Here is a 24,804-nt window from a genome sequence, read left to right as displayed (position 1 = left end):
CTTATTTCAGCGGCAGCAAAGGCGCGCCGGTGGCGGCTTGCAGCTCTTCAAAACTCAAACCCGGCGCCATCTCGCGCACCGCCAGGCCGGCCGGCGTCACGTCCAGCACGGCCAGGTCGGTGTAGATGCGGTTGACGCAGGCCACGCCCGTCAGCGGATAGCTGCACTGGCTGACGATTTTGCTTTCGCCGGTCTTGGTCTGGTGTTCCATCATGACGAACACCTGCTTGGCGCCGATCGCCAGATCCATCGCGCCGCCGACAGCCGGTATCGCGTCCGGCGCGCCGGTGTGCCAGTTGGCCAGGTCGCCGTTGGCCGCCACCTGGAAGGCGCCCAGCACGCATACATCCAGGTGACCACCGCGCATCATGGCGAAGGAATCGCCGTGATGGAAGTAGGCGCCGCCCGTCAACAGCGTCACCGGCTGCTTGCCGGCGTTGATCAGGTCCTCATCCTCCTCACCGGGAGCCGGCGCCGGGCCCATGCCCAGCAGGCCGTTCTCGCTGTGCAGGAACACTTCACGCTCGGCCGGCAGATGATCTGCCACCTTGGTCGGCAGGCCGATGCCGAGATTGACGTAAGCGCCTTCGGGAATATCCTGTGCCACGCGAGCCGCCATCTGGTCGCGGGTGTATTTGTTGGTCATGCCGCCTCCTTCACTACGCGCTGGACAAAGATGCCGGGGGTGATGATCGCTTCCGGATCGAGCTCGCCCAGCGCCACCACCTGCCGCACCTGGGCGATGGTGGTCTTGGCCGCCATCGCCATGATCGGGCCGAAGTTGCGCGCCGTCTTGCGGTACACCAGGTTGCCCCAGCGGTCGCCGCGCAGCGCCTTGATCAACGCGAAGTCCGCATGGATCGGCGATTCCAGCACATAGTGGCGGCCGTCGATCAGGCGCGTCTCCTTACCCTCGGCCAGCAGCGTGCCGTAGCCGGTCGGCGAGAAGAAGCCGCCGATGCCGGCGCCGGCGGCGCGAATGCGTTCGGCCAGGTTGCCTTGCGGGGTCAATTCCAGCTCGATCTCGCCGGCGCGGTATAGCGCGTCGAAATGATGGGAGTCGGCCTGGCGTGGGAAGGAGCAGATGATCTTGCGCACCCGCTTGGCCTTGAGCAGCGCGGCCAGTCCCGTTTCGCCGTTGCCGGCGTTGTTGTTGACGATGGTGAGGTCGCGCGCGCCCTGCGCGATCAACGCGTCGATCAGCGCGGACGGCATGCCGGCGTTGCCGAAGCCGCCGATCATGACCGTCGCGCCGTCGTGGATGTCAGCCACGGCGCTCTCCAGTGATGCAAATGTTTTGTCGATCATATGACTGCCCTTTAAGTTCAGTGTGCGATAATCGAACTAATGATTGATTACCGCACACTCAGTGTAGCAACGTAATCGCGCCACGGTCAACAAAAAAACACCTATCGAACTTGCCTACTGCATTAAAATCACGCCATGTCCAAGACCACCAAACCCAAAACCAGCGTCGCCGAGGCTGAGCCGGAGCGCGAACCAAGCATCTCCGAACAGATCGACGCCCTGACCGATCCCAGTTTCATGACTTCGCTCGCGCGCGGCCTGGCCGTGGTGCGCGCCTTCAGCGATTCGCGCAAGCCGCAGACCATCGCCAACATCAGCCAGAAGACCGGCATTCCGCGCGCCGCCGTGCGGCGCTGCCTGCACACGCTGCGTGAGCTGGGTTATGTGGACGCGGAGCTCAACAATTTTTCGCTGCGCCCCAAGGTGCTGACGCTGGGGTATTCCTACCTGTCTTCTACGCCGCTGACGGTGTCGGCCCAGCCCTACCTGAACAACATCAGCCGTACGCTGAACGAATCGAGCTCGCTGGCGGTGCTGGACGACGACGAAGTACTCTACGTGGCGCGCGCCGCCACTTCCCGCGTGATGTCGGTGGCGCTCAACACCGGCAGCCGCCTGCCCGCCTACTGCACCTCGCTGGGCCGCGTGATGCTGGCGCACCTGCCGCCGGCGGAACTGGACCAGTACCTGGCCCGCACCGCGCTGCGGCCGATGACGGAAAACACGGTGGTCAACCAGAAGCGCCTGCGCGAGATCCTGGCCGGCGTGCGCCAGGCCGGCTACGCCATCAACGACGAGGAACTGGAATTGGGATTGCGCTCGATCGCGGTGCCGGTGCGCGGCGCATCCGGCACGGTGCTGGCGGCGCTGAACGTGGGCGCGCAAGCCTCGCGCGTCAGCGTCAAGCAGCTGGAAAAAGAGTTCCTGCCCGTGTTACTGCGCGGAGCCCAGGAACTCTCGATACTCCTACCCTGAAGCCGTTCAAAATGACCGTGGCGTCGTTGCGCCGCCTTGCCGTGCTAGCGCACTGTCTTCGGCGCCGCGCCTAGCCACGCTCATTTTGAAACGTCTTCTTTAGAAACTGTGGCGCAGGCCGGTCATGACGCCGCTCTGCGTCAGGCCCGCGCCCACGGTGCCGCCGGCGTCCAACGCCACTGCCGATGCGCCGGAGTTCTTCATGCGGCCCAGCGCTCCATACACGGCGGTGCGCTTCGACAGGTGGTAGGTCACGCGGGCCACCACCATATTTACGTCCGAGCTGCTGTTCTTGGTATCGCGGCGCGCCACCTGCACATCCAGCGTCGACAGCGGCGTGACCGGATAGCTCACACCCAGGAAGTACAGATCCGATTCGGTCACGCCGGTGACCGCGCGCGTGGTGCGGTCGACGATGCCGCCGCCGATCTTGGCCACGCCCACCTTGGCATAGCCATTGACGGTGATGCGCTTGTCGCTATTGTCGCTGCTGGTCAGGCCACCGCCCGCGCCGACGTTACCGTACAAGATGTCGTAGGAGGTGTTCAGGCCATATTCCGGGGTCTCGTAGCCGACCATGCCGGTGATCTGGCGGCAGGCCTTGGAATTGCCCGCCACTTCGCCAGGGCAGCCGGTGGCGGCTGGTCCACCGGCAGCCGACGAATCACGTCCGGTGCTGTAGGTGGCGCCGACCACGAAGTTATTGAAGTTGCCCAGGTAGCCGATGGCGTTGTCGCTGCGCGCGTTCGGCAGATAGGCATCGATGCTGCCGATCGCGAACAAGTTAGGTCCAAGCACGTCGCCCTTCATCGAGGCGAGATAAGTCATGTTGACCTGGCGGCCCAACGTTACCGTGCCAAATGCGCCCTTCAATCCCACCGAGGCCTGGCGACCGAACAGGCGGTTGCCCTGGCCCATGGCGCCGGTGTCCATCGACAGTCCCATCTCCAGCGTGAACACGGCCTGCAAGCCGTCGCCCAGGTCCTCGCTGCCGCGGAAGCCCAGGCGCGAAGGGAAGGAACCGGTCAGCGACGGCATCTTGGTGATGCTGGCGCCGGCGGCATTGGCGTTGGTCGTATAAACCAGGCCTGTATCGACAAGGCCGTACACCGTGACACTGCTTTGCGCCATGGCGCCGGATGCGCTGACCCCAGCCAGCAGCGCCGCAGCGCATCGGATTGCGTTCTTCATTCCAGTCTCCTGTTGTTATTGACTACGTTGTTTTAAGATGTGCGATTAGCGAACAATAGGTTGTTAATCGCACATAGATTGGATACTATGCAGGAAGCGATGCGCTGTCAATCACCGCCGCGTGGCAAAATTGAAGCCCGCCGCCGCCGCCGATTGCCGCGACTAGCCATTCTTCATAGAGAAAACAGAAACGCACAGGAGACCAACATGACGTTGAAAAAATTTGTATCAATCGCGACACTCGCCGCCACCGCATGGTCGGCAATGCCGTTGGCGCAGGCCCAGGACACCATCAAGGTCGGCGTGATCGCCGCCTTCTCCGGCCCCTTCGCCGACTACGGCAAGCAGATGGAGGGCGGCATCAAGGCCTGGATGGCGCAGAACGGCGCCACGGTGGCCGGCAAGAAGATCGAGATCATCTACAAGGACACCACCGGCCCCTCGCCCGAAATCGCCAAGCGTCTGGCGCAGGAGCTGGTGGTGCGCGACAAGGTCGACTTCCTGGCCGGCTTCGGCCTGACGCCGGAAGCGCTGGCCGTGGCGCCCATCGCCGAGCAGGCGAAGAAGCCGATGATCATCATGAACGCCGCCACGTCCGTCATCACCACAAAATCCAACTACATCGCGCGCTTTTCGATGACGCTGCCACAGATCTCCGCGCCGATGGCGACATGGGCGGCCAAGAACAGCATCAAGAAGGTGGTGACGCTGGTGGCGGACTACGGCCCCGGCATCGACGCCGAAACGGCGTTCAAGAATGAACTGGTCAAAGGCGGTGGCACAGTGACGGAAGCGATCCGCGTCCCGCTGCGCAATCCGGAATTCGCGCCCTACATCCAGCGCATCAAGGACGCCAAGCCGGACGCGGTGTTCATCTTCGTTCCGGCCGGCGAGCAAGGCATCGCCTTCATGAAGGGCTACCGCGAGCGCGGCCTTGCCGCAGCGGGCATCAAGGTGATCGCCACCGGCGACCTGACCGACGACCACGTGCTGCCGGCCATGGGCGACGCCACGCTGGGCGTGATCACCACCTTCCACTATTCGGCCGCGCACAAGTCGCCGGAGAACGCCGCTTTCCTGAAGAGTTTTGCGGCGGCCAATCCGGGCGCGGGACGTCCGAACTTCATGGCCGTGGCGGCGTATGACGGCATGGCGGCGATCTACGAAGTGACGCGCAAGTTGAACGGCAAGATCGACGGCGACCAGGCGATGGCCATCCTGAAGACCATGCAGCTCAACAGCCCGCGCGGACCGATCAGCATCGATCCGCAAACCCGCGACATCGTGCAGACGGTCTACGTGCGCAAGGTCGAAAAGGTCGGCAGCGAATTCTATAACGTCGAATTCGACCAGTTCACCAGCCAGAAAGACCCAGGCAAGTAAGCCGCCGGATCTGCTCTTCTGCTCCCCTATTTGCAGCTGAAGTTGGCCGCATCTTCGATACTGCCGCTGCCGTTGTACTTGGCCACTTGCGGATAGGGGCACAGCGGCCGGGTGCGCGTCGCCGACCACGACGCCGGCACGTCGGCATTGACGCCGCCGGAGTTGCCCGGTCCACGCGCGCTGGCCAGCACGCGTTCCGGCGCCTGTCCCTTCTCCACCCAGTTCACCAAGGGCGTCAACATGTCGAATTGATCGGTGGACGGACCGCCGGAACAATGGTTCATACCCGGCACCCGGAAGAAGCGTGCAAAGCTGGAGGCGTCGCCGCCGTTCGCGGCGCGCAGATTGTCGTACCACGCCGTGGTGTCGTCGCTGGAGAAGATCGGGTCGCTGGTGCCGTGGTATAGCATCATCTTGGCGCCACGGTTCTTTATGGTGCTGTAGTCCGTCAGGTGCGGCGGCAGCATGAAGGACATCGCGCTTTCCGTGTAGGTGGCGTCCGTCGCCGCGACCTGCGCCAGCAGCGTGTCGATATTGGCGCCCAGCGCGAAGCTGGCGCCGTTGAAGGTCGCGGGATTCACCGGCGGCACCCTCCAGATCATCGCCACCGCGCCGGAGTCCAGTTGCAGAGGACTGAAGAACTTCCAGAACCCCCAGTTGCCGGTCCCCAGGCCCGCGTCGTATGGGAAGCTCGAATAGAACTTGCTCTTGGTGCTGGTGACCGCGCCGGTGAACAGCTGCCCGATCGTCGTCTTCTGCGCGGTGCTGAGACAGGTGCCGTCGCGGCCTTGCGCGCCGCAGGACGGCACGTCGCGCTCCATGCTGAAGGCTGCCTGGCAGGCGCCGGTGTCCTGCACCATGCCGTCTTTGACGCCATCGAGCGCATCGCACTTGTCCAATACCGCGTTTGATACCAGAGCGCGTTCGGCCAAGGTAAACCCGGTCGACAAGTCGCCCGGCTTGGTTGCCAGTGCCGCGTAAGATTGGCCGCCGGCGATGTTGGCGATCGCCGCCAACGGCAAGCGGAAGCCGGGATTGCCAACCAGGTAGCCGTCGAACTGTTCGCCGTAACGGGACGCCGCCACCATCGTGTGCCGGCCGCCGTTGGAGCAGCCGCCGAAATAGGATCGATCCGGCCCTTTTCCGTAAGCGGTCTGGATCACGCTCTTGGCCATCGGCGCCAGCTTGGCCGAAGCCTGGTAGCCATAGTCCAGGCGCGCCTGCGGATCGAGGCCAAACAAAGGCGTCGCCGCCCCGTGGCCCGCATCGGAACTGATCACCGCAAAGCCCTGGTTCAATGCGCTGTCCAACGGCCCGCCGCCGCCGACTTCCCCGATCGCCGTGAGCACCGAGCCATCCAGGCCACCATTGGCCTGGTAGAAGAAGCGCCCATTCCAGTCCACCGGCAGGCGCATCTCGAAACCGATCGCGTAGTTTTGCCCATCCACCGGACCAACCCGCTGGTACATCGATCCCTTTACCAGGCAATGTGCCGGCACCGGTTTGCCGGAAATCGTCAGCACACCCGCAGCCACCGAGGCCGCGCTGGCAATCGTCGTATTGGGATAGGCGATCTTGCCGGCCAAATCCGCGCAGGCGGCCAGCTTGGCGCCGCCAGCCACAGCCAACTGCGGCAACGCCACCGAGGCGTTGGGAACCGTGCCGCCATCTCCGCCGCAGGCACTCAGGGCCACCGCCGACAGGCAAAGCGCCGCCAGCGGCGTGCCGTTCAAGGCACGTCGTTCGTTCATCATGAGGAATCTCCTTAGTTGGGACTGACGTCGCGCAGTACGGCGATCGGTTCGTTCACCAGCTTGCCGTTGACCTTCTTCACTTCGCGGATGTACATGTTCTGCACGATGTCGCGGGTGGCCGGGTCGATGCTGATCGGCCCACGCGGACTGTCTCGCTTCATCCCGGCCAGCACCTGCATCGCCTTGTCGCCGTTGACGGCGCCGCCCAGTTTGCGGACGGTCTCGTAGATCATGCCCATGGTGTCGTAGGCAGCCACCGTGACGAAGGTGGCGGGCGGACGGCCCGGATTGGCCTGCGCATAGGATTTCAGGAAGGCTTTGTTGGCGTCGTTGTCCAGCGTGGGCGCGTAGTTCAGCACCGTTACCGCACCCAGCGCGCGGTCGCCCAGCGCCTCCAGCGTTGGTGTTTCGCTGGTCATGTCGCCGACTCCGAGGAACTTGATGCCAGCCTTGTCCAGGCCCTTGTCGCTGAAGGCTTTCAGCAGGCCGATGCCATCCTCCACGCCCGGCGCGAAGAAGAACAGCGCGTCCGGCTTTTCATCCTTGATGCGCTGGATGAATGGGGAATAATCAGGATTGGCCAGCGGCGCCCGCGCCGAGCCCACCACCTTGCCGCCGCCGGCGTTGAACTCCTTGGTGAAGCGCGCCTCCGCATCCAGCCCGGTGCTGTAGTCGCTGACCAGGGTGTAGACCTTGCCGATCTTGTTCTTCGCCGTCCAGGTGCCGAACGGGCCGGTCATCTGGTGCATCGTCATGCTGGTGCGCAGCATGTACGGCGACTTGGAGGTGATGCCGTTGGTGACCGCGTTCATCACGATCATCGGCATCTTCGCCTGGGTGGCGATGGGCGCCACCGCCATCGCGCTCGGCGTCAGCGAGAAGCCGATCAGGAAGCTGACCTTTTCACGCGTGATCAGCTCCTGGGCCGCCCGCTTGGACTGGTCGACATTGGTGCCGCCGTCGTCGCGATAGATGATCTCGATCTTCCTGCCGGCCACCTGGTCGCCATATTGCAGCATATAGGTCTTGATGCCGTCCTCGAACGGCTTGCCGGTGTTGGCGAACGGTCCCGTGAGCGCGGCAATGACGCCGATGCGGATGGGTTCCTCGGCCATGGCGTGGCCCGCAAACAGTATGGTGGAAAGTACGGCAATAGGTGCGTAGCGCTTCATCGTGTCTCCTCGATGGTTGGTGTTGGAATAATTAGTTATGTTTTATAATGATTATAGACTATACGCATTTTCGCGACTTTGCAAGCAGCAGGATGGCCGGGGCGGCGCTTCTTTGCTAGAATCGGAGCATGACCATGCAGCCCAAAAAAAAGAAACCAACATTAATCGATGCCGTCCAGGAGGCGGCCGAGCAGCCGCTGGACCAGAGCATGCTCCTGGGCTTGGTGGGCTATAACTGCCGCCGTGCCTACATCAACATCCTGCCGTTGTTTGAAAAGCGGATGGCGAAGTACGAGCTGCGGCCGGTGGATTTCAGTGTATTGAGCCTGCTGAAAGCGAATCCCAACATCAACCAGAAACGGCTGTCGGCTGCGGTGAACGTGTCGCCGCCCAACCTCGCCATCCTGCTCGACAAGCTACAGGAGCGCGGGCTGCTGCTGCGCCAGCGTAGTCCGCTGGACCGGCGCTCGCAGACGCTGGCGCTGACGGCCGCAGGCCTGAGCATGTGCGCCAAGGCGGAAAAGACCGCCAGCGAGCTGGAAGTGGATGCGACCTCCGCGCTGACCGACGCCGAGCGCGCGCAGCTGGTCAAGCTGCTGCAGAAGATCTACCTGGAGTGACGGGCCTTCAACCCTGCTGGAGCTTCTTCATCCGGTAGGACAGCTGCGGCCGCGTCAGGCCCAGCGTGCGCGCCGCCGCCGACAGGTTGCCGTCGGCCCGCTTCACCGCCGCCAGTATCAGCGTGCTTTCCAGATTGTCCAGCGACCAGTCCTGCTCCTGTTCCGACGCCTGCCGCAGCATCTCGGGCAGCACGTCGAGCAGCGAACCGGCCGGTGCCGCCGGCGGCGCGGCCGGGGGTGAGGCTGTTTCATGGCTGGTCAGGCGTCCGGTCTGGGCCAGCGAAAAATACGAGGTCCGCGATTCCTCGCCGCTGGTGAACAGGTGCGGCAAATCGATGGGGCCATCCTCGTCGGCGTAGATCACGCCGCGCTCCACCAGGTTTTGCAGCTCTCGTATATTCCCGGGGAAGTCGTAGTTGAGCAGCGCATCGACCGCGCGCGCCGTGAAGCCGGTCACGCGCCGCTGGTGCTTGTGGCCGTAGTGTCGCATGAAGTAACCCATCAACAGCGGGATGTCGTCGCGCCGGTCGCGCAGCGGCGGCAGGCGGATCGGGAACACATTCAGGCGGAAGAACAGGTCTTCACGGAAGCGGCCCTGGCGGATCTCCTCGCGCAGATCGACGTTGGTGGCCGCCACCAGCCGCACATCCACCTTCACGCTGCGCACGCCCCCTACCCGTTCGATCTCGCCCTCCTGCAGCGCGCGCAGCAGCTTGCCCTGCGCCACCAGGCTTAGCGTGCCTATCTCGTCGAGGAACAGCGTGCCGCCGGATGCACGTTCGAAGCGGCCGGGCCGCGACTGGCTGGCGCCGGTGAAGGCGCCGCGCTCCACGCCAAACAGTTCGGACTCGATCAGCGTCTCGGGAATCGCCGCGCAGTTGACCGCCACGAAAGGCTGCTCCTTGCGGGCGCCGATCTGGTGCAGCATGTAGGCGAACAGCTCCTTGCCGACGCCGGACTCACCGGTGAACAGCACCGTGGCGACGGTCGGCGCCACGCGCTTGAGCATATGGCAGGCCGCGTTGAAGGCCGACGACACGCCGACCATTTCCTTGTCGCCGTACGGGCTTCCGTCATCGCCCGGCAGCACCGCCGCCTGCTGGTGCTGCCCCGGTCCGCCGTATGCGGTGGTGCTGACGAACGATTCCGCGTTCAGGAAGCGCAGGTCTTCCTCCACATCGTCCCATTCGTCGGCCGGCTTGCCGATCAGGCGGCAGTGCTTGTGGCCCATCGCCGTGCACTCGACTTCGCGGTAGATGGTCAGCCGTCCGATCATCGCGCTGGTGTAGCCGATGGCGTAGCCGGTCTGCATCCAGCACGCCGGCTCGGTGCCGACGCCGAAATCGGCGGTGTGCACCTCGGCCTCGCTGGAGTGGTGCCACAGGAATTCGCCGTGGTAGGTGCCGCGTTCGAAGTCGAATTCAAAATGCAGCGGCTCGACCTTGACCGCGCCTTCCAGCGAATGCATGCGCGGCCCGGCCGCGAACAGCGAGCCGGGTTCGGCGTCGGGCCAGCGTTCGCGCAGCAGCTGCGCATCGCGCGCGCCGGCCGAATAGCCTACCCGCGTCAGCAGGCCGCGCGTGCGCTCAGGACCTATGCTCTCCAGCAGTTCGCGCCGCATCGCTCCCAACGACGAGATATGCAGCAGCTGCATGCGCTGGCCATTGAGCCAGATGCGGCCATCGCCAGGCGAGAAGTGCAGGCTTTGCGTCAAGTCGTCCAGCGTAGGCGCCGCACCGGCTTTCAGGTGCTGGCTGTCGCCCTGCGTCAGCACCTTGCCAACGCGGGACATCTCCGCCAGCGACACGCGAGGGGGTTTGCTCATGTCTCTACTTTCGTCATCGTTCACCAAATCATACATCGGCAGTTCTCCCATTTGATCATTTCATCAATCGCCGGCTCATCTTCTTTTTGTTGCGCTGCGCTGCGGCGGGCCGGCGAATGCAGCGCCGGCGCCCAGCGTAGCCGCCACATGGTGCGCCGCAATAAGCACTACTCACAAAGAGCTGGCACATAACTTGTAATAGCTAAGGCAAGAGCGGCAAGCAGACCTTCATGCAACTAGCGTGCTAGCAGGCTGACTTCCCCACCCACCCATCATCAAAAGGAGACAGCATGACCAACGCGAATGCGCTTTTGCACCCAACGACCTGGCAGGGCCTCATCTTCAACGGCGACTGGATCGCCGCTCAAGGCGGCTGCCACACCTTCAACGAACCGGCGACGGGCGAACAGCTGGGCCGCGTCGGCCTGGCCAACGCCGACGACGTGGCGCGCGCCGCCACGCAAGCACGCGCCGCGCAGGCCGCGTGGGCTGCCAGCGACTACAAGGAGCGCGCCGCCATCTTCCGCCGCGCCGCAGCCGTCATCGTCGAACACCTCGACGAGCTGGCGACATGGATCATGCGCGAGACCGGCGCGATCCGCGCCAAGGCCGATCACGAACTGCGCGAAGCCGGCGCCCACCTGCTGGAAGCGGCCGCGATGCTCACCCAGCCCAAAGGCCAACTGCTGGCCTCCGCCAGCGGCGAGATGAGCATCGCGCGGCGCGTGCCGCACGGCGTGATCGGCGTGATCTCACCGTTCAACTTCCCGCTGATCCTGTCGATCCGCTCGATCGCGCCGGCGCTCGCCACCGGCAACGCCGTGGTCCACAAGCCTGACCTGCAAACGCCGGTCAGCGGCGGCGTGCTGATCGCCCGCGTGTTCGAAGCGGCCGGCCTGCCCAAAGGCGTGCTGCACGTGCTGCCCGGCGCCGCCGAAGCGGGACAGGCGATGTGCGGCCATCCAGACATTGCCATGATCGCCTTCACCGGCTCGACCGCGGTGGGCCGCAGCGTCGGCGAACTGGCGGGCCGCAACCTGAAGAAGATGTCGCTGGAACTGGGCGGCAAGAACTCGCTGATCATCCTCGACGACGCCGATCCCGATCTCGCCGCCGCCGCCGTAGCTTGGGGCGCCTACCTGCACCAGGGCCAGATCTGCATGGCCTCCGGCCGCATCCTGCTCCAGCGCGGCATCGCCGACGCCGTCATCGAACGTCTGGTGGCCAAGGCCAAACATCTTCCGGTGGGCGATCCGATGAGCGGCAAGGTCGCGCTTGGGCCGTTGATCAATGCGCGCCAGGTGCAGCGCGTGCACGCCATCGTGCAGGACACCGTGGCCGCCGGCGCCACGCTGCTGGCCGGCGGCACCTATGAAAACCAGTACTACCAGCCTACCGTGTTGACCGGCGTACGCCCCGGCATGCGCAGCTTCGAGGAGGAGCTGTTCGGCCCCGTGGCCTCGGTCACCGTGTTCGACACCGACCAGGAAGCCATCGCGCTGGCCTCCGCCACCACCGGCTGCCTGGCGCTGGGCGTGATCACGCCGACGCTGGCGCGCGCCATGTTCATCGTCGACCGCGTACCGGCCGGGCACGTCCATATCAACGACCAGACCGTGGTGGCCGAAGCACACGCCCCGTTCGGCGGTGGCGGCACGTCAGGCAACGGCGGCCGCCACGGCGGCAGTTCCGACTGGGACGAGTTCACCCAATGGCAGTGGCTGACTGTGAAGACCGAAGCGCCGCGCTATCCCTTCTAACGACTACACAAGCAAGGAGACCACATGAAGTTACGTAACAAGACCATCGTCGTCACCGGCGCCGCATCGGGCATCGGCGCCGAAGTGGCGCGCCTGGCGCGCTTCGAAGGCGCCACCGTGATCGGCATGGACCGCACCGAGCCCGGCCTGACGCTGGACGGTTTCGTCTCCGTCGACCTGGGCCAGCCCGCCAGCATCGACGCCGCCGTCGCCCAGCTGCCGCAGCGCGTGGACGCGCTGTGCAATATCGCCGGTGTGCCCGGCACCGCCGATCCGGCGCTGCTGGCCCGGGTCAACTACCTCGGCCTGCGCCGCCTGACCGAAGCTGTGCTGCCGCGCATGCCGGCCGGCGGCTCCATCGTCAACGTCGCCTCCATCCTGGGCGCGGAATGGCCGGAGCGGCTGGCCCTGCACAAGCAACTGGCCGCCGTCCGTGGCTACACCGAAGGCCAGGCCTGGCTGGATGCGCATCCGGTGCCGGCCGACACCTGCTACCAGTACTTCAAGGAGGCGCTGATCGTCTGGACCTACGTCCAATCGCAGAAATGGTTCCTGCAGCATTCGGTGCGCATGAACAGCGTCGCGCCCGGCCCCGTCTTCACGCCGATCCTGGGGGACTTCGTGTCCATGCTGGGCGAAGAGCGCGTGCAGCGCGACGCCCATCGCATGAAGCGCCCGGCCTACGCCGACGAAGTGGCCGCCGTCATTAGCTTCCTGTGCAGCGACGAGTCGCGCTGGATCAGCGGCGTCAACCTGCCCATCGACGGAGGATTGGCTTCGACCTTTATCTGATGCCTGCCATCCGCCCGGCCGCGCGTTAGCGGCCAACTAAAACTATAACTAGGAGACTGACAATGCAAGCGAACAAACGCCTGAGTCCAACCCTGTTGGCATTGGCCGTGGCGGCCGCCATGCCGGCCGCCCACGCCTTCGAGTTCGAGACCGACAATCCCGAGCTCAAGATCAGCTGGAACAACACCTTCAAATACAGCAGCGCCTACCGCCTCAAGGACGTCGAAGCGCGCCTGCTGGCGGGCGGCTATCCATCGTCCGGCGCCGGCGACTTCACCGGCTATAACCTCGACGACGGCAACCAGAACTTCCGCCGCAAGGGCATCGTCTCCAGCCGCGTCGACTGGCTGTCCGAGTTGGACGTCGGCACCCGCAACCTCGGCATGCGCGTCAGCGCCGCCGCCTGGTATGACAGCTCCTACACCGGCAGCAACGACAACGCTTCCGTCTCCAGCAACGCCGTCACGCTGGCCGGCAAGGCCGGCAACACCTTCGCCGAAGGCACCCGCCTGCTCCACGGCCGCAACGCCGAACTGCTGGACGCCTTCGTCTTCGCCAAGGGCTCATTGGGCGAGCTGCCGGGCACCGTGCGCGTCGGCCGCCACACGCTGCAATACGGCGAAAGCCTGTTCTTCGGCGCCAACGGCATCGCCAACGCGCAGGGACCGGTGGACCTGGTCAAGCTGCTCAGCGTACCTGGCGCGCAGTTCAAGGAGATCCTGCGGCCGGTCAACCAAGTCTCGGGCCAGTTGCAGGTGCTGCCCAATGTGTCGATCGGCGGCTACTACCAGTTCGAATGGCGCCCGACCCAGATCCCTGGCGTCGGCAGCTACCTCAGTTCCTACGACGCCGCCGGCGCCGGCAGCAGCGCCTTCCTGGTGGCGCCGACCAACAGCGGCGCGCCGGCCTTCTACACGGTCGCCGACATGAAGGCCAAGAACTCCGGCCAGGGCGGCATGCAGATCAAGTTCTCGCCGGCCGGCTCGGATGTCGAATACGGCTTCTACGCGGCCCGCTACCACGACAAGACGCCCTACTTCTACCTGGGCTTCAAGCCCGGCTTCCCGCCCGGCGCGCCGTCCACCGTGCAGGCCGTGTATGCGGAAGGCATCCACACCTTCGGAGCCAGCGCCAGCACCGTGCTGCTGGGCGCGAACGTTGCGGCCGAGGTCTCGGTACGCCGCAACACGCCGCTGGTCAGCGACCCGACTCCGAACTTCCTGTCGCGCGCCGGCACCGGCGTGTTCGCCGATAACAGCGGCAATCCTGCCTACGCGGTCGGCAATACGGCGCACGTCAACCTGTCGGCGATCTATGTGATGCCGACCAATCCGTTCTTCCAGGGCGCTTCGCTGCTGGGCGAATTGGCGTGGAACCGCGCCACCAGCGTCACCTGGCAAGGCTCGCTCGATCCGAACACCACGCGCGACGCCACTTCCGCGCGCATGATCTTCGAGCCGGCCTACTACCAGGTGATCAATGGGCTCGACCTGTCGATCCCGATCGGCGTCGGCTACAACATCGACGGCCGCTCGCGCGCCGTGTTCAACTTCAACGGCGGCAGCTCGCACGGCGGCGACTTCAATATCGGCGTCAACGCCACCTACCACCAGGACTGGAAGTTCGGCATCAGCTATGTGCGCTTCCTCGGCGCGGCAGGCACCTTCCTCAAAAATAATCCGGCCACCAACACGCCCATCCTGAGCTACGCCCAGTCGCTGGCGGACCGCGATTACATCTCCTTCAACATCAAACGCGCATTCTAAGGACAAAACTACAATGAAGACGACCCTGACCCTCACTGCCGCCGCGTTGATGCTGGCCTTCGCCCTGCCGCACGCCGGCGCCGCCGTTACCGCCGACGAAGCGGCCAAGCTGCACTCCACTTTGACCCCGCTGGGCGCCGAAAAGGCCGGCAACAAGGACGCCACCATTCCGGCCTGGGACGGCGCCTACGCCAAGGTGCCGGCCGGCTTCAAGCCTGGCGACTTCCGCGCCGATCCCTTCGCCGCAGAGAAGCCGACGCTGGCCATCACCGGCAAGAACGTCGACCAGTACGCGGCCAAGCTGTCGGCGGCCACCGTGGCGCTGCTGAAAAAATATCCGACCTACCGGATCGACGTCTATCCGACCCATCGCACCGGCGGCGCGCCAGCCTGGGTGTACGAGAACACCTTCAAGAACGCCACCCGCGCCAAGTCCATCGACGGCGGCTTCGGCGTGGAGGGCGCGTTCGGCGGCATCCCGTTCCCGATTCCGAAGACCGGCTACGAGGCCATGATGAACCACCGCCTGGCCTGGACCGGCGAAACCACCGTATTCCCGCTGCGAACCACCATTGTCACGCCGGACGGCAAGCGCGCCACCGCCACCGAGGCCGAACAGACCATCATGCGGCCGTACTACTTCAAGGACGGCAGCCTGGAAAAATTCGACGGCATCTTCCAGTTCGGCCGCCTGATCACGCGCGCGCCAGCCTCCAAGGCCGGCGAAGGGATCCTGGTCCACGACGGCATCAGCGAGGCGCAGCCGCGCGCGATCTGGCAGTACCTGGTGGGCCAGCGCCGCGTGCGGCGCGCACCGTCGGTGTCCTACGACACGCCGGACTCGGTCACTTCCGGCATCGGCCTGTTCGACGAAGCGTTCATGCTGTTCGGTCCTATCGATCACCATGAGCTCAAGCTGGTCGGCAAGAAGGAAATGTACATCCCCTATAACAACAACCGCGCCGCCTCGGCCAAGATCACCGACCTGGTTGGCCCGCAGTTCCTCAATCCCGACCTGGTGCGCTGGGAACTGCACCGCGTGTGGGAAGTGGAAGCGAACCTGATCCCCGGCAAGCGCCACGTAGTCACCAAGCGCCGCTACTACCTGGACGAAGACACCTGGCAGATCATCCTGGTCGACGGATACGACGCGCAAGGCCAGATCTGGCGCGGCAACTACACGCTGACGCTGCTGGCGCCGGACCTGCCGGCGGTGGTGGGCAACGTCATGTGGGGCACCTACAACGTGCAGACCGGCGCCTACCTGCTGAACGAGGCCTCCAACGACCTGGCGACCCAGTACAAGACCATTCCCCGACTGCCGGCCAGCTATTTCGGCCCCGAGGAACTGGCCAACCAGGGCTCGCGCTAAGTGAAGGGGCGCCCGATGAACAAGTTGAATCCACTCGCGGCCCGCCGCGCGGCGCTGGCGGCGTTGTTCGCCGCATCCTGCACGCTGGCTCCGGAGGCATGGGCCGAAGGCGCCGTCGGTGCGGCGGTCGTTCCGGCGGCGTTGACGCAGCCGGCGCTGGTCACGCCCAAGGCCTTGAACGCGGCCATGCTGGCCATCGCCGCCGCCGGCCAGCGGCTGGTGGCGGCCGGCGAGCGCGGCACCATCCTGTATTCGGATGATGCCGGCGTCTCCTGGCGCCAGGCCAGCGTGCCGCTCGGCGTCAGCCTGACAGCCTTGCAGTTCATCGACGCCCGGCAAGGATGGGCGGTCGGCCACCAAGGCGTGGTGCTGCACAGCGCCGACGGCGGCGCCACCTGGAGCAAGCAGCTGGACGGCATCCAGGCTGCCGCGCTGGTGCTCAAGGCGGCCGCCGAGGTCACGCCCCAGGACCGGGAACGCGCCCTGGCCGACGCCCGGCATCTGGTGGCGGACGGCCCGGACAAACCCTTCCTCGACCTGCACTTCGCCAACGCCCGCAACGGCTACGTGCTGGGCGCCTACAACCTGCTGTTCAAGACCGACGACGGCGGCGCCACCTGGCAACCGTGGCAGCAGCATGTCGCTAATCCCAAGGGCCTGCACCTATACGGCATGCGCGGCGCGGGCGACGCGCTCTATCTGGCCGGAGAACAGGGCCTGCTGCTGCGTTCCACCGACCAGGGGGCCAGCTTCAGCGCCCTCGCCAGCCCTTACAAGGGCAGCTACTTCGGCCTGTTGGCCGCGCGCGGCGGCGCACTGGTCGCCTACGGCTTGCGCGGCAATGCCTACTGGTCCGGCGACCGGGGCGCCAGCTGGAGCAAGGTCGATACCGGCGTCCAGGCGTCGCTGGCCGGCGGCGCCGAACTGGCCGACGGTACGCTGGTGTTGGTCAGCCAGGGCGGCGACGTGCTGCTCAGCCGCGACCAGGGCCGCAGCTTCGCCGCGCAGAGCGGCGCCGCGCTGCCGCCCGCATTGCCGCTGGCCGCCGTGGCGCAAGCCCGCGACGGCGCGCTGGTGGTGGCTGGCCTGCGCGGCCTGCGCCGGGTAGCCGTGCCGGCATCGCCGCGCTAGCGCCCGTCCCCTTCACACGAACATGGCTGGAACATCATGCACACAGATCAAGATTTGGAACAACAGCCGGTGGTACGACGGCTACAGGACTTCGACACCAGCTCCGGCAACCTGGGGGAGCGCGCGCTGTTCAACTACCGGCCGCTGGTCATCCTGCTTTGCCTGCTGGCGACCATTGTGCTGGGCTACCAGGCCACGCACATCAAGCTCAATGCCAGCTTCGAGAAGATGATCCCCAGCGCCCATCCCTACGTGGTCAACTACCTGGCCAACAAGGCCGACCTGAATGGGCTGGGCAACTCGGTGCGCATCGCCGTCGAAGCGACCGGCGGCACCATCTACGACCGCGCCTACCTCGACACCCTGCAACGCCTGAACGACGAAGTGTTCCTGCTGCCGGGCGTGGACCGACCCTTCATGAAATCGTTGTGGACGCCCAGCACCCGCTGGGCCGCCGTCACCGAGGAAGGCCTGGATGGCGGCACCGTCATCCCTGACGGCTACGACGGTTCGACCGCCACCCTGGCGCAGCTGCGCGCCAACGTGGCGCGTTCCGGCGAAATCGGCCAGCTGGTGGCGGCCGACTTCAAATCCAGCATCGTCTTCGTGCCGCTGCTGGAGCAGAACCCGCAGAACGGCCAGGCGCTCGACTACGGCGCCATGTCGGAACGGCTGGAGCAGATCCGCGCCAAATACCAGAAGGAAGGCGTGCGTATCCACATCACCGGCTTCGCCAAGATCGTCGGCGACCTGATCGAAGGCCTGCAACAGGTGCTGATGTTCTTCCTGCTGGCGATCGCCATCGCCGGCGCGGTGCTGTTCTGGTACACGCGCTGCTGGCGCAGCACCACGCTGGTGGTCATGTGTTCGCTGGTGGCGGTGCTGTGGCAATGCGGCCTGCTGGCCGCGCTGCACTACGAACTCGATCCGTATTCCGTGCTGGTGCCCTTCCTGGTGTTCGCCATCGGCATGAGCCACGGCGCGCAGAAGATGAACGGCATCATGCAGGACGTGGGCCGCGGCACGCACCGCGTGGTGGCGGCGCGCTACACCTTCCGCCGCCTGTTCGCCGCCGGCCTCACCGCGTTGCTGTGCGACGCGGTCGGCTTCGCGGTGCTGGTCAGCATCCAGATCAAGGTGATCCAGGACCTCGCCGTCATCGCCAGCATCGGCGTGGCGGTGCTGATCTTCACCAACCTGGTGCTGCTGCCGGTGCTGCTGTCGTATACCGGCGTCAGTGCCAAGGCCGCCGCGCGCAGCCTGCAAGCCGACAGCGTCGATGGCGCGGCCCAGCCCTGGCTGTGGACCTTCCTCGACCGCTTCACCCAGCGCCGCTGGGCCGCCTTCACGGTTGCCACCAGTGTGCTGCTGGGCGGCCTGGGATACCTGTACAGCCTTAACCTGAAGGTGGGCGACCTCGATCCCGGCGCGCCGGAACTGCGTGCCGATTCGCGCTACAACCGCGACAACGGCTTCATGGTCGCCAACTACGCGGCCAGCTCCGACATCCTGGTGGTGATGATCAAGACCGCGCCCGACCAGTGCACCCGCTACGCCACGCTGGCCAGCGTGGACAAGCTGGCGTGGCAGCTGGAGCAGCTGCCCGGCGTCGATTCGACCAACTCGATGGCGGCGTTGAGCAAGCTGGCCACCACCGGCTACAACGAGGGCAACTTCAAATGGTATGACCTGATCCCCAATGCCGGCGCGCTCGGCGCGGTGCAGACCAGGGCCCCGCGCGAACTGTTCAACCAGAGCTGCTCGCTGCTGTCGCTGTTCGTCTACCTGAAGGACCACAAGGCCGCCACGCTGACCCGCGTGGTTGACGCGGTCGAAACCTTCGCCGCCGCCCACAACACGCCGGAGGTGCAGTTCCAGCTGGCCGCCGGCAGCGCCGGCATCGAGGCCGCCACCAACATCGTCGTCAAGCAGGCCATGCACGACATGCTGTTCTGGGTCTATGGCGCGGTGATCTTGCTGTGCTACGCCACCTTCCGCAGTTGGCGCGCGGTGCTGGTGGCCATCCTGCCGCTGGTGCTCACCTCCATCCTGTGCGAAGTGCTGATGGTGGCGCTGGGCATGGGCGTCAAGGTCGCCACGCTGCCGGTGATCGCACTCGGCGTCGGCATCGGCGTGGACTACGCGCTGTATGTGTTGAGCGTGATGCTGACCCGCATGCGCGCCGGCGCCAGCCTGTCCGACGCCTACCTGCACGCGCTGCGCTTCACCGGCCGGGTGGTGATCCTGACCGGCGTGACGCTGGCCGTGGCGGTCGCCACGTGGCTGTTCTCGCCGATCAAATTCCAGGCCGACATGGGCATCCTGCTGGCCTTCATGTTCCTGTGGAATATGGTGGGCGCACTGGTGCTGGTGCCGGCGCTGGCCTACTTCCTGATGCCGCCCAAGCCCGCGCAACAGAATGAGGCAACGCAGGCGCCGGAACGCGCCGTGGCCGGGATCCACTGACGCCATGGCTACCTCCGACGTGAGCATAGGCGCGCGCCTGCGCCTCGGTTTCGGCCTGGTCCTGGCGCTGCTGGTCGCCGTCGTGGCGCTCGGCCTGGTCCACATGCACCAGATGCAGCAGCGTACCGACCAGATCACCCTGGTCGGCAACGTCAAGACGCGGCTCGCCACCCAGATGCGCGACACCGTCTACGAACGCATGATCGCACTGCGTAACATGGCGCTGATCGGTTCCCTGTCCTACCTGCAGCCGGAAGCGGAACGGATGCAGGACCAGGCCAAACGCTACGCCAATGCCGAAAAGCGTCTGCGCGAGCTGCTGGCCGATGCCGCGACAGCCGAGGAAACCGCCTTGCTGGCGCAGATCGGCAAGCAGAACGCGGCGGCCCAGGCGCCGATCGCGCAAGCGATGGATCTGGCGATGCGCAGCGAATCGGACCAGATCTACACCGTGCTGGTCGAGCGCCTGCTGCCGGTCCAGACCCGCTGGATGGCGGCCCTGGAACAGCTGGTCGCACTGGAGACCCGCCAAAGCGAACTGGCCGCCGCGCAGGGCCGTTCGTCCGACGCCGGCGCGCGCACCTGGATACTGGCGCTGGGCGTCATGGCCCTGCTGCTGGGCGGCCTGCTGTGCTGGCGCCTGACGCGCGGCATCCTCGAACAGCTGGGCGGCGAGCCGGCCTACGCGGTCAAGATCGCCGGCCGCACCGCCGCCGGCGACCTGGCGGGGAATGTCAGCCTGCGCGGCGGCGACGCTTCCAGCCTGCTGTTCGCGATGCACACCATGCGCACCGGACTGGCCTCGATGGTCGGCCAGGTGCGACGCGGCGCCGACCATATCGCCGGCGCGGCCAGCGAAATCGCCGGCGGCCACCAGGACCTGACGGACCGCAGCAACAGCCAGCGCAAATCGCTGCGCGCCACTGCGGGCTGCGTGGCGCAACTGGCCGACGCAGTGCGCAACAACGCCGGCCACGCGCGCCAGGCCACCGAACTGGCCGCAAACGCCAGCGCAGTGGCGCGCGACGGCGGCAAGGTGGCGGCCGAAGTGATCCTGACGATGGACTCCATCACCGGTTCGGCCCACCGCATCGGCGAAATCATCGGCGTCATCGACGGCATCGCGTTCCAGACCAATATCCTGGCCCTGAACGCTGCCGTCGAGGCGGCGCGCGCCGGCGAACAGGGACGCGGCTTTGCCGTCGTCGCCGGCGAAGTGCGCAACCTGGCGCAACGCTCCGCCACCGCCGCGCGCGAGATCCGCACCCTGATCGGCCATTCGGTGACGCAGGTCGAAGCCGGCAACCGGCTGGTGGCCCGCGCCGGCGCCACCATGAACGAAGTGGTCGACAGCGTGCAGCAGGTCAGCGTCATCATCGACCGCATCGCCGCCGCCAGCGTCCAGCAGCAGGCCGGCATCGAACAGGCCGGCGCCGCCTTGCAGGCGATGGAGCTGGTGACACAGCAGAATGCCGAGCTGGTCGAACAGGCCACCGGAGCCACCGCCGGCATGCGCCAGCAGGCGGCCGAACTGGCACGGCTGGTGCATGCCTTCAAACTCGACGACGGCGTTGGCCATGCCGCCCCGCCCCCGCCACATCCCGCAATCTCGCTCAAAGAGGAATTCGATCATGCCTGACATCCTGCTCTATGCCGCCGGCGCCTTGGCGCTGGGCGCCCTGCTCTGGCGCCTCCGCCGGAAATCCGTCACCATCGCGGCCGGCCCCGCCGCGACCGCGATGCCCGCCGCCGATTCGCTGCGCCACACCGCGCTGGGCCACGTGGTGGGCCGCGCCGATCGCCACCGTACCCACGCCTGGCTTGGCCTGCCGTATGCACAGCCGCCGGTCGGCCCGCTGCGCTGGAAGGCCCCGCGTCCACCGCAGCCCTGGTCGGGCGTGCGCGAAGCGCTGGTCTGCGGCCGGCCCGCGCTGCAACTGGCCGGCGCCACACTGGAACTGCCGCCCGACCAATGGGGCCAGTTGGCCGGCTCGGAAGACTGCCTGACACTGAACGTGTTCGCGCCACAGCTAGCAGCCGACGAAGCGCGGACTGCCGGATTGCCGGTGATGTTCTGGATCCACGGCGGCGCCAACACGGCCGGCACCGCCGCCACCTACACCACCCTGCGCAACCTGGCCGGCCAGGACCAGGTACTCGTGGTATCGGCCAACTACCGGCTCGGCATCCTCGGCTGGTTCAGCCTCGACGAGCTGGCGCAAGACGACGACAGTCCCGTCGACCGCTCCGGCAACTTCGGCACGCTGGACCTGATCGCGGCGCTGCAATGGGTGCGCCAGCACATAGCGGCTTTCGGCGGCGATCCCGATAACGTCACGGTGTTCGGCGAATCGGCCGGTGGGCTGAATGCCTACACGCTGCTGGCCAGCCCACTGGCCAAAGGCCTTTTCCACCGCGCCATCCTGCAATCTCCGCTGGCGGTCAGCTACACGCCGGCGCAAGCCCGCAACTATACGGACGACGCCAGTCCCGGCCACGCCCTCAGCTCGCGCGAGTTGCTGTGCCAGTGGTTGCAGCGCGACGGCCGCGCCGCCGACCGCGACGCGGCCAAGGCGCTGATCGCGTCCATGCCGGCCGCCGACATCGCCGCCTATGTACATGGCCTGCCGGAAGCGGCGCTGCTGGCGCCGATCACGCCGGGAGCGCTCAGCTTCTACGACGCACCCTGCGTGCTACAGGACGGCCACGTGCTACCTGCCATGCCGCTGGCCGAGGTGTTCGCCGATCGCAGCCGCTACAACGCGGTGCCGGTCATCATCGGCACCAACCGCGACGAATACAAGCTGTTCATGTCCAACAATCCCGATTACGTGCGCATGCTGTTCGGCCGCATTCCGCTGATGCGCAACCGCGCCCGCTACCAGCGCCACGCAGCCTATATGTCCGCCCTGTGGCAGGCCGCCGGCGCGCTGGAACCGGCCAGCGCCATGGTGGCCTCGGGCCACCGCGACGTGTGGACCTACCGCTTCGACTGGGACGAACAGCCCGCCGTTCCCTTGATCGCGCCGCGCGTTCTGCTGGGTGCAGCGCACGTGCTGGATGTGGCCTTCGTCCTGCGCGACCTCGATGGCGAGTTCGATCCCTTCCGCTCCTTCACCGCCGCCAACCTGCCCGGCCGCAAGGAAGTCTCCGACGCCATGGCCGGCTACTGGACGCACTTTGCCCGCCACGGCGAACCTGGCAGCGGTCCGAACGGCACGCTGCCGGAATGGTGGCGCTGGAGCGGCGACGCCAGCGCCGCGCGCCTGATGGTGTTCGACACCAGCGCCGACGGCGGCACCCGCATGGTGGCCCACGAGAACAGCCTGGCCACCCTGAAGGCGCAGCTGGCACGCGACCCCGCGCTGCACGGCGATCCACGCGAGCGCTGCGAACTTTACGGCCGCATGTTCCTGTGGTCGATCTTCGGCGGCTACGAAGCGCCGCATGCGCTGGAGGCCTTCGCCCTCGCCCACGGCTACGCCGGTCCAACCGGGCAGCTGCGCCCCAGCTACTGGCCATGAGCAGGACCGCCAACCAGGACTTCTTCCACAGCTACGACGACCTGTGGCTGATCGACGGCCTGCGCACGCCGTTGGCCGACTACTGCGGCGCCTTCAGCCAGGTCTCGCCGACGGACCTCGGCATCAAGGCGGCGCGCGCGGTCCTCAAGCGCAGCGGCGTGCCGCCCGCCGACATCGGCTCGGTCATCAGCGGCAGCATGGCGCCGGGCGACTGTTACCAGTACATGCTGCCACGACATATCGGCCTGTACGCCGGCGTGCCGCTGACGGTGCCGGCGTTGAACGTGCAACGCATCTGCGGCACCGGTTTCGAATTATTCCGCCAGGCCGGCGACCAGATCGCGTTGGGCTACGCCGACGCCGTGCTGGTGGTCGGCACCGAGTCGATGACGCGCAATCCGATCGCCGCCTTCAACCACCGCAGCGGTTTCAAACTGGGCGCGCCGGTCGGCTTCGAGGATTTCCTGTGGGAGGCGCTGACCGATCCCGCGCCCGGGATCACGATGCCGCAGACCGCCGAGAACCTGGCGCGCCGCTACGGCATCACCCGCGCCGACGTCGACAAATTCGCCGCGCAGTCGCACGCCCGCGCGCTCGACGCCAGGGCCGCCGGCTTCCACGCCGGCGAGATCGTCGCCGTCGGCAACGAAGTCTTCACGCTGGACGACTATGCCGACCGCCGCATCCGGCTATCCGGTCCGATGACGGAGCTGGCGCAGGACACCCATCCGCGCATTTCGCCGCCGTCGGTGCTGGCCACCTTGCGCCCGCTGTATCCGCACGGCGTGCAGACCGGCGGCAACAGCTGCGCGCTGGCCGACGGCGCGGCGGCCGCCATCGTCGCTTCCGGCGCCTACGCCATGCACGGCGGACATCGGCCGCAGGCCCGCATCGTCGCGGCGGCGGTGGTCGGCGTGCCGCCCGAAGTCATGGGCATCGGCCCCGCGCCGGCGATCCGCCTGCTGCTCGACCGCTGCGGGTTGAACACGCAGCAAATCGGCCTGTTTGAAATCAATGAAGCGCAAGGCGCGCAGATCATCGCCGTGGAGCGTGAACTGAAGCTGGACCGGGACCGCCTCAACATCCACGGTGGCGCGATCGCGTTGGGCCATCCGCTGGCGGCGACCGGCGTGCGCCTGACCATCACGCTGGCGCGCGCGCTCGACCTGCGGCGCCAACGCTACGGCGTGGCGGCGGCCTGCGTCGGCGGCGGCCAGGGCATTGCCCTGCTGCTGGAGAACCCGCGCTGGCGGCAGTTACAGCACGATGGCGCTCAGTGAGCGCAGCAGCACGCGCAGTTGCGCATGCAGTTCGCCGCGCTGGTCCGCGTCCAGCTCGGCCAGCATCGCGCGCTCCAGCTCCGCCACCGCCGCATCGCCCTGGCGCAGCAAGGCGCTGCCTTCGGCGCTGAGGCGCAGATGGATGATGCGGCCATGATTGGCGTCGGCCTGGCGCACCACCCAGCCGCGCGCCTCCATCGCCTTGACCATCTCGTTGGCCGATTGCGGCGAGATCATCGAACGTTCGGCCAGCTGCGCGTTCGACAGCTGCTGCTGGGTGTCAAGCACCGACAGCGCCGTGTACTGGGCCGCCGTCATGCCCAGCAAACCGAGGCTGTCGCGCAGGCGTCGGCTCAGCACATGGTCGATGCGGCCGATCAGGTAGGCGATGCCGGTGGGCTTGTCGTGCGCGGCGGAAGGTGTTTTTTTCATGGTGATCCAGAATTCAAAAGAAAGCGTTCGAAAAGCGCTTGCATTACAGCCCA

At 66.3% G+C, this 24,804-nt stretch carries 19 protein-coding genes; 12 read left to right on the top strand and 7 right to left on the bottom strand.

Translation table 11 applies throughout. The features are described from left to right. Window position 1 precedes the first annotated feature (1 nt). Complete coding sequence (locus AC1RMD_RS18980) at window positions 2-646, bottom strand: CoA transferase subunit B (protein ID WP_492928272.1); 645 nt, start codon at window positions 644-646, stop codon at window positions 2-4. Beyond that, window positions 643-1,308, bottom strand: a complete 666-nt coding sequence (locus AC1RMD_RS18975) for a 3-oxoacid CoA-transferase subunit A (protein ID WP_492928271.1) — start codon at window positions 1,306-1,308, stop codon at window positions 643-645. The genes AC1RMD_RS18980 and AC1RMD_RS18975 overlap by 4 nt, the downstream gene beginning before the upstream one ends. Before the next feature lie 135 nt (window positions 1,309-1,443). Here AC1RMD_RS18975 and AC1RMD_RS18970 point away from each other — a divergent pair, with 135 nt between their 5' ends. After that, window positions 1,444-2,283 (top strand): IclR family transcriptional regulator domain-containing protein, encoded by an 840-nt coding sequence (locus AC1RMD_RS18970; RefSeq protein ID WP_492928269.1) that lies wholly within the window; start codon window positions 1,444-1,446, stop codon window positions 2,281-2,283. A gap of 99 nt (window positions 2,284-2,382) precedes the next feature. On the opposite strand, the gene AC1RMD_RS18965 is transcribed toward AC1RMD_RS18970, so the two are convergent. Beyond that, complete coding sequence (locus tag AC1RMD_RS18965) at window positions 2,383-3,474, bottom strand: porin (RefSeq protein ID WP_492928268.1); 1,092 nt, start codon at window positions 3,472-3,474, stop codon at window positions 2,383-2,385. Window positions 3,475-3,681: 207 nt separating this feature from the next. Between AC1RMD_RS18965 and AC1RMD_RS18960 the strand changes: the two genes are divergently transcribed. After that, window positions 3,682-4,857, top strand: a complete 1,176-nt coding sequence (locus tag AC1RMD_RS18960; RefSeq protein WP_492928266.1) for an ABC transporter substrate-binding protein — start codon at window positions 3,682-3,684, stop codon at window positions 4,855-4,857. Window positions 4,858-4,883: 26 nt separating this feature from the next. Here AC1RMD_RS18960 and AC1RMD_RS18955 read toward each other — a convergent pair whose 3' ends face one another. Further along, window positions 4,884-6,611 carry a tannase/feruloyl esterase family alpha/beta hydrolase gene (locus tag AC1RMD_RS18955; protein ID WP_492928265.1) on the bottom strand — a complete coding sequence of 576 codons (1,728 nt, stop codon included), beginning with the start codon at window positions 6,609-6,611 and terminating at the stop codon, window positions 4,884-4,886. 11 nt (window positions 6,612-6,622) lie between these two features. After that, complete coding sequence (locus AC1RMD_RS18950; RefSeq protein WP_492928263.1) at window positions 6,623-7,783, bottom strand: ABC transporter substrate-binding protein; 1,161 nt, start codon at window positions 7,781-7,783, stop codon at window positions 6,623-6,625. Between the two features lie 128 nt (window positions 7,784-7,911). Here AC1RMD_RS18950 and AC1RMD_RS18945 point away from each other — a divergent pair, with 128 nt between their 5' ends. Continuing rightward, window positions 7,912-8,403 (top strand): MarR family winged helix-turn-helix transcriptional regulator, encoded by a 492-nt coding sequence (locus AC1RMD_RS18945; protein ID WP_492928261.1) that lies wholly within the window; start codon window positions 7,912-7,914, stop codon window positions 8,401-8,403. A gap of 7 nt (window positions 8,404-8,410) precedes the next feature. On the opposite strand, the gene AC1RMD_RS18940 is transcribed toward AC1RMD_RS18945, so the two are convergent. Continuing rightward, window positions 8,411-10,228 carry a sigma 54-interacting transcriptional regulator gene (locus tag AC1RMD_RS18940; protein WP_492928259.1) on the bottom strand — a complete coding sequence of 606 codons (1,818 nt, stop codon included), beginning with the start codon at window positions 10,226-10,228 and terminating at the stop codon, window positions 8,411-8,413. 290 nt (window positions 10,229-10,518) lie between these two features. Here AC1RMD_RS18940 and AC1RMD_RS18935 point away from each other — a divergent pair, with 290 nt between their 5' ends. The 9 genes from AC1RMD_RS18935 to AC1RMD_RS18895 all read left to right on the top strand — a co-directional run bounded on the left by AC1RMD_RS18935 (window position 10,519) and on the right by AC1RMD_RS18895 (window position 24,319). Further along, on the top strand, window positions 10,519-11,988 hold the full coding sequence (locus AC1RMD_RS18935; protein WP_492928257.1) for a benzaldehyde dehydrogenase: 1,470 nt from the start codon (window positions 10,519-10,521) through the stop codon (window positions 11,986-11,988). A gap of 24 nt (window positions 11,989-12,012) precedes the next feature. Then, window positions 12,013-12,780 (top strand): coniferyl-alcohol dehydrogenase, encoded by a 768-nt coding sequence (locus AC1RMD_RS18930; protein WP_492928255.1) that lies wholly within the window; start codon window positions 12,013-12,015, stop codon window positions 12,778-12,780. 62 nt (window positions 12,781-12,842) lie between these two features. After that, complete coding sequence (locus tag AC1RMD_RS18925; protein ID WP_492928254.1) at window positions 12,843-14,546, top strand: DUF1302 domain-containing protein; 1,704 nt, start codon at window positions 12,843-12,845, stop codon at window positions 14,544-14,546. A 13-nt stretch (window positions 14,547-14,559) separates the two neighbouring features. Further along, the gene (locus AC1RMD_RS18920; RefSeq protein ID WP_492928253.1) at window positions 14,560-15,918 is read left to right on the top strand and encodes a DUF1329 domain-containing protein; all 1,359 of its coding nucleotides are present in this window, start codon (window positions 14,560-14,562) and stop codon (window positions 15,916-15,918) included. 15 nt (window positions 15,919-15,933) lie between these two features. Next, window positions 15,934-17,049 (top strand): WD40/YVTN/BNR-like repeat-containing protein, encoded by a 1,116-nt coding sequence (locus AC1RMD_RS18915; RefSeq protein WP_492928251.1) that lies wholly within the window; start codon window positions 15,934-15,936, stop codon window positions 17,047-17,049. 36 nt (window positions 17,050-17,085) lie between these two features. Then, a complete protein-coding gene (locus AC1RMD_RS18910; protein ID WP_492928249.1) occupies window positions 17,086-19,515 on the top strand; it encodes an efflux RND transporter permease subunit in 2,430 nt (809 codons plus the stop codon). Between the two features lie 4 nt (window positions 19,516-19,519). After that, window positions 19,520-21,154 carry a methyl-accepting chemotaxis protein gene (locus AC1RMD_RS18905; RefSeq protein ID WP_492928248.1) on the top strand — a complete coding sequence of 545 codons (1,635 nt, stop codon included), beginning with the start codon at window positions 19,520-19,522 and terminating at the stop codon, window positions 21,152-21,154. Then, window positions 21,147-23,039, top strand: a complete 1,893-nt coding sequence (locus AC1RMD_RS18900; RefSeq protein ID WP_492928246.1) for a carboxylesterase/lipase family protein — start codon at window positions 21,147-21,149, stop codon at window positions 23,037-23,039. Before AC1RMD_RS18905 ends, AC1RMD_RS18900 begins: the two co-directional genes overlap by 8 nt. Continuing rightward, window positions 23,036-24,319, top strand: a complete 1,284-nt coding sequence (locus AC1RMD_RS18895; RefSeq protein WP_492928244.1) for a thiolase family protein — start codon at window positions 23,036-23,038, stop codon at window positions 24,317-24,319. Before AC1RMD_RS18900 ends, AC1RMD_RS18895 begins: the two co-directional genes overlap by 4 nt. Here the strand turns inward: AC1RMD_RS18895 and AC1RMD_RS18890 are convergent. After that, the gene (locus tag AC1RMD_RS18890) at window positions 24,296-24,751 is read right to left on the bottom strand and encodes a MarR family winged helix-turn-helix transcriptional regulator (RefSeq protein ID WP_492928243.1); all 456 of its coding nucleotides are present in this window, start codon (window positions 24,749-24,751) and stop codon (window positions 24,296-24,298) included. The genes AC1RMD_RS18895 and AC1RMD_RS18890 overlap by 24 nt on opposite strands. Between the last annotated feature and the right edge of the window lie 53 nt (window positions 24,752-24,804).

The sequence above is a fragment of the Duganella sp. GW822-FHT06D06 genome, from assembly GCF_058799615.1.
This window is presented reverse-complemented; position numbering and strand designations above follow the sequence as displayed.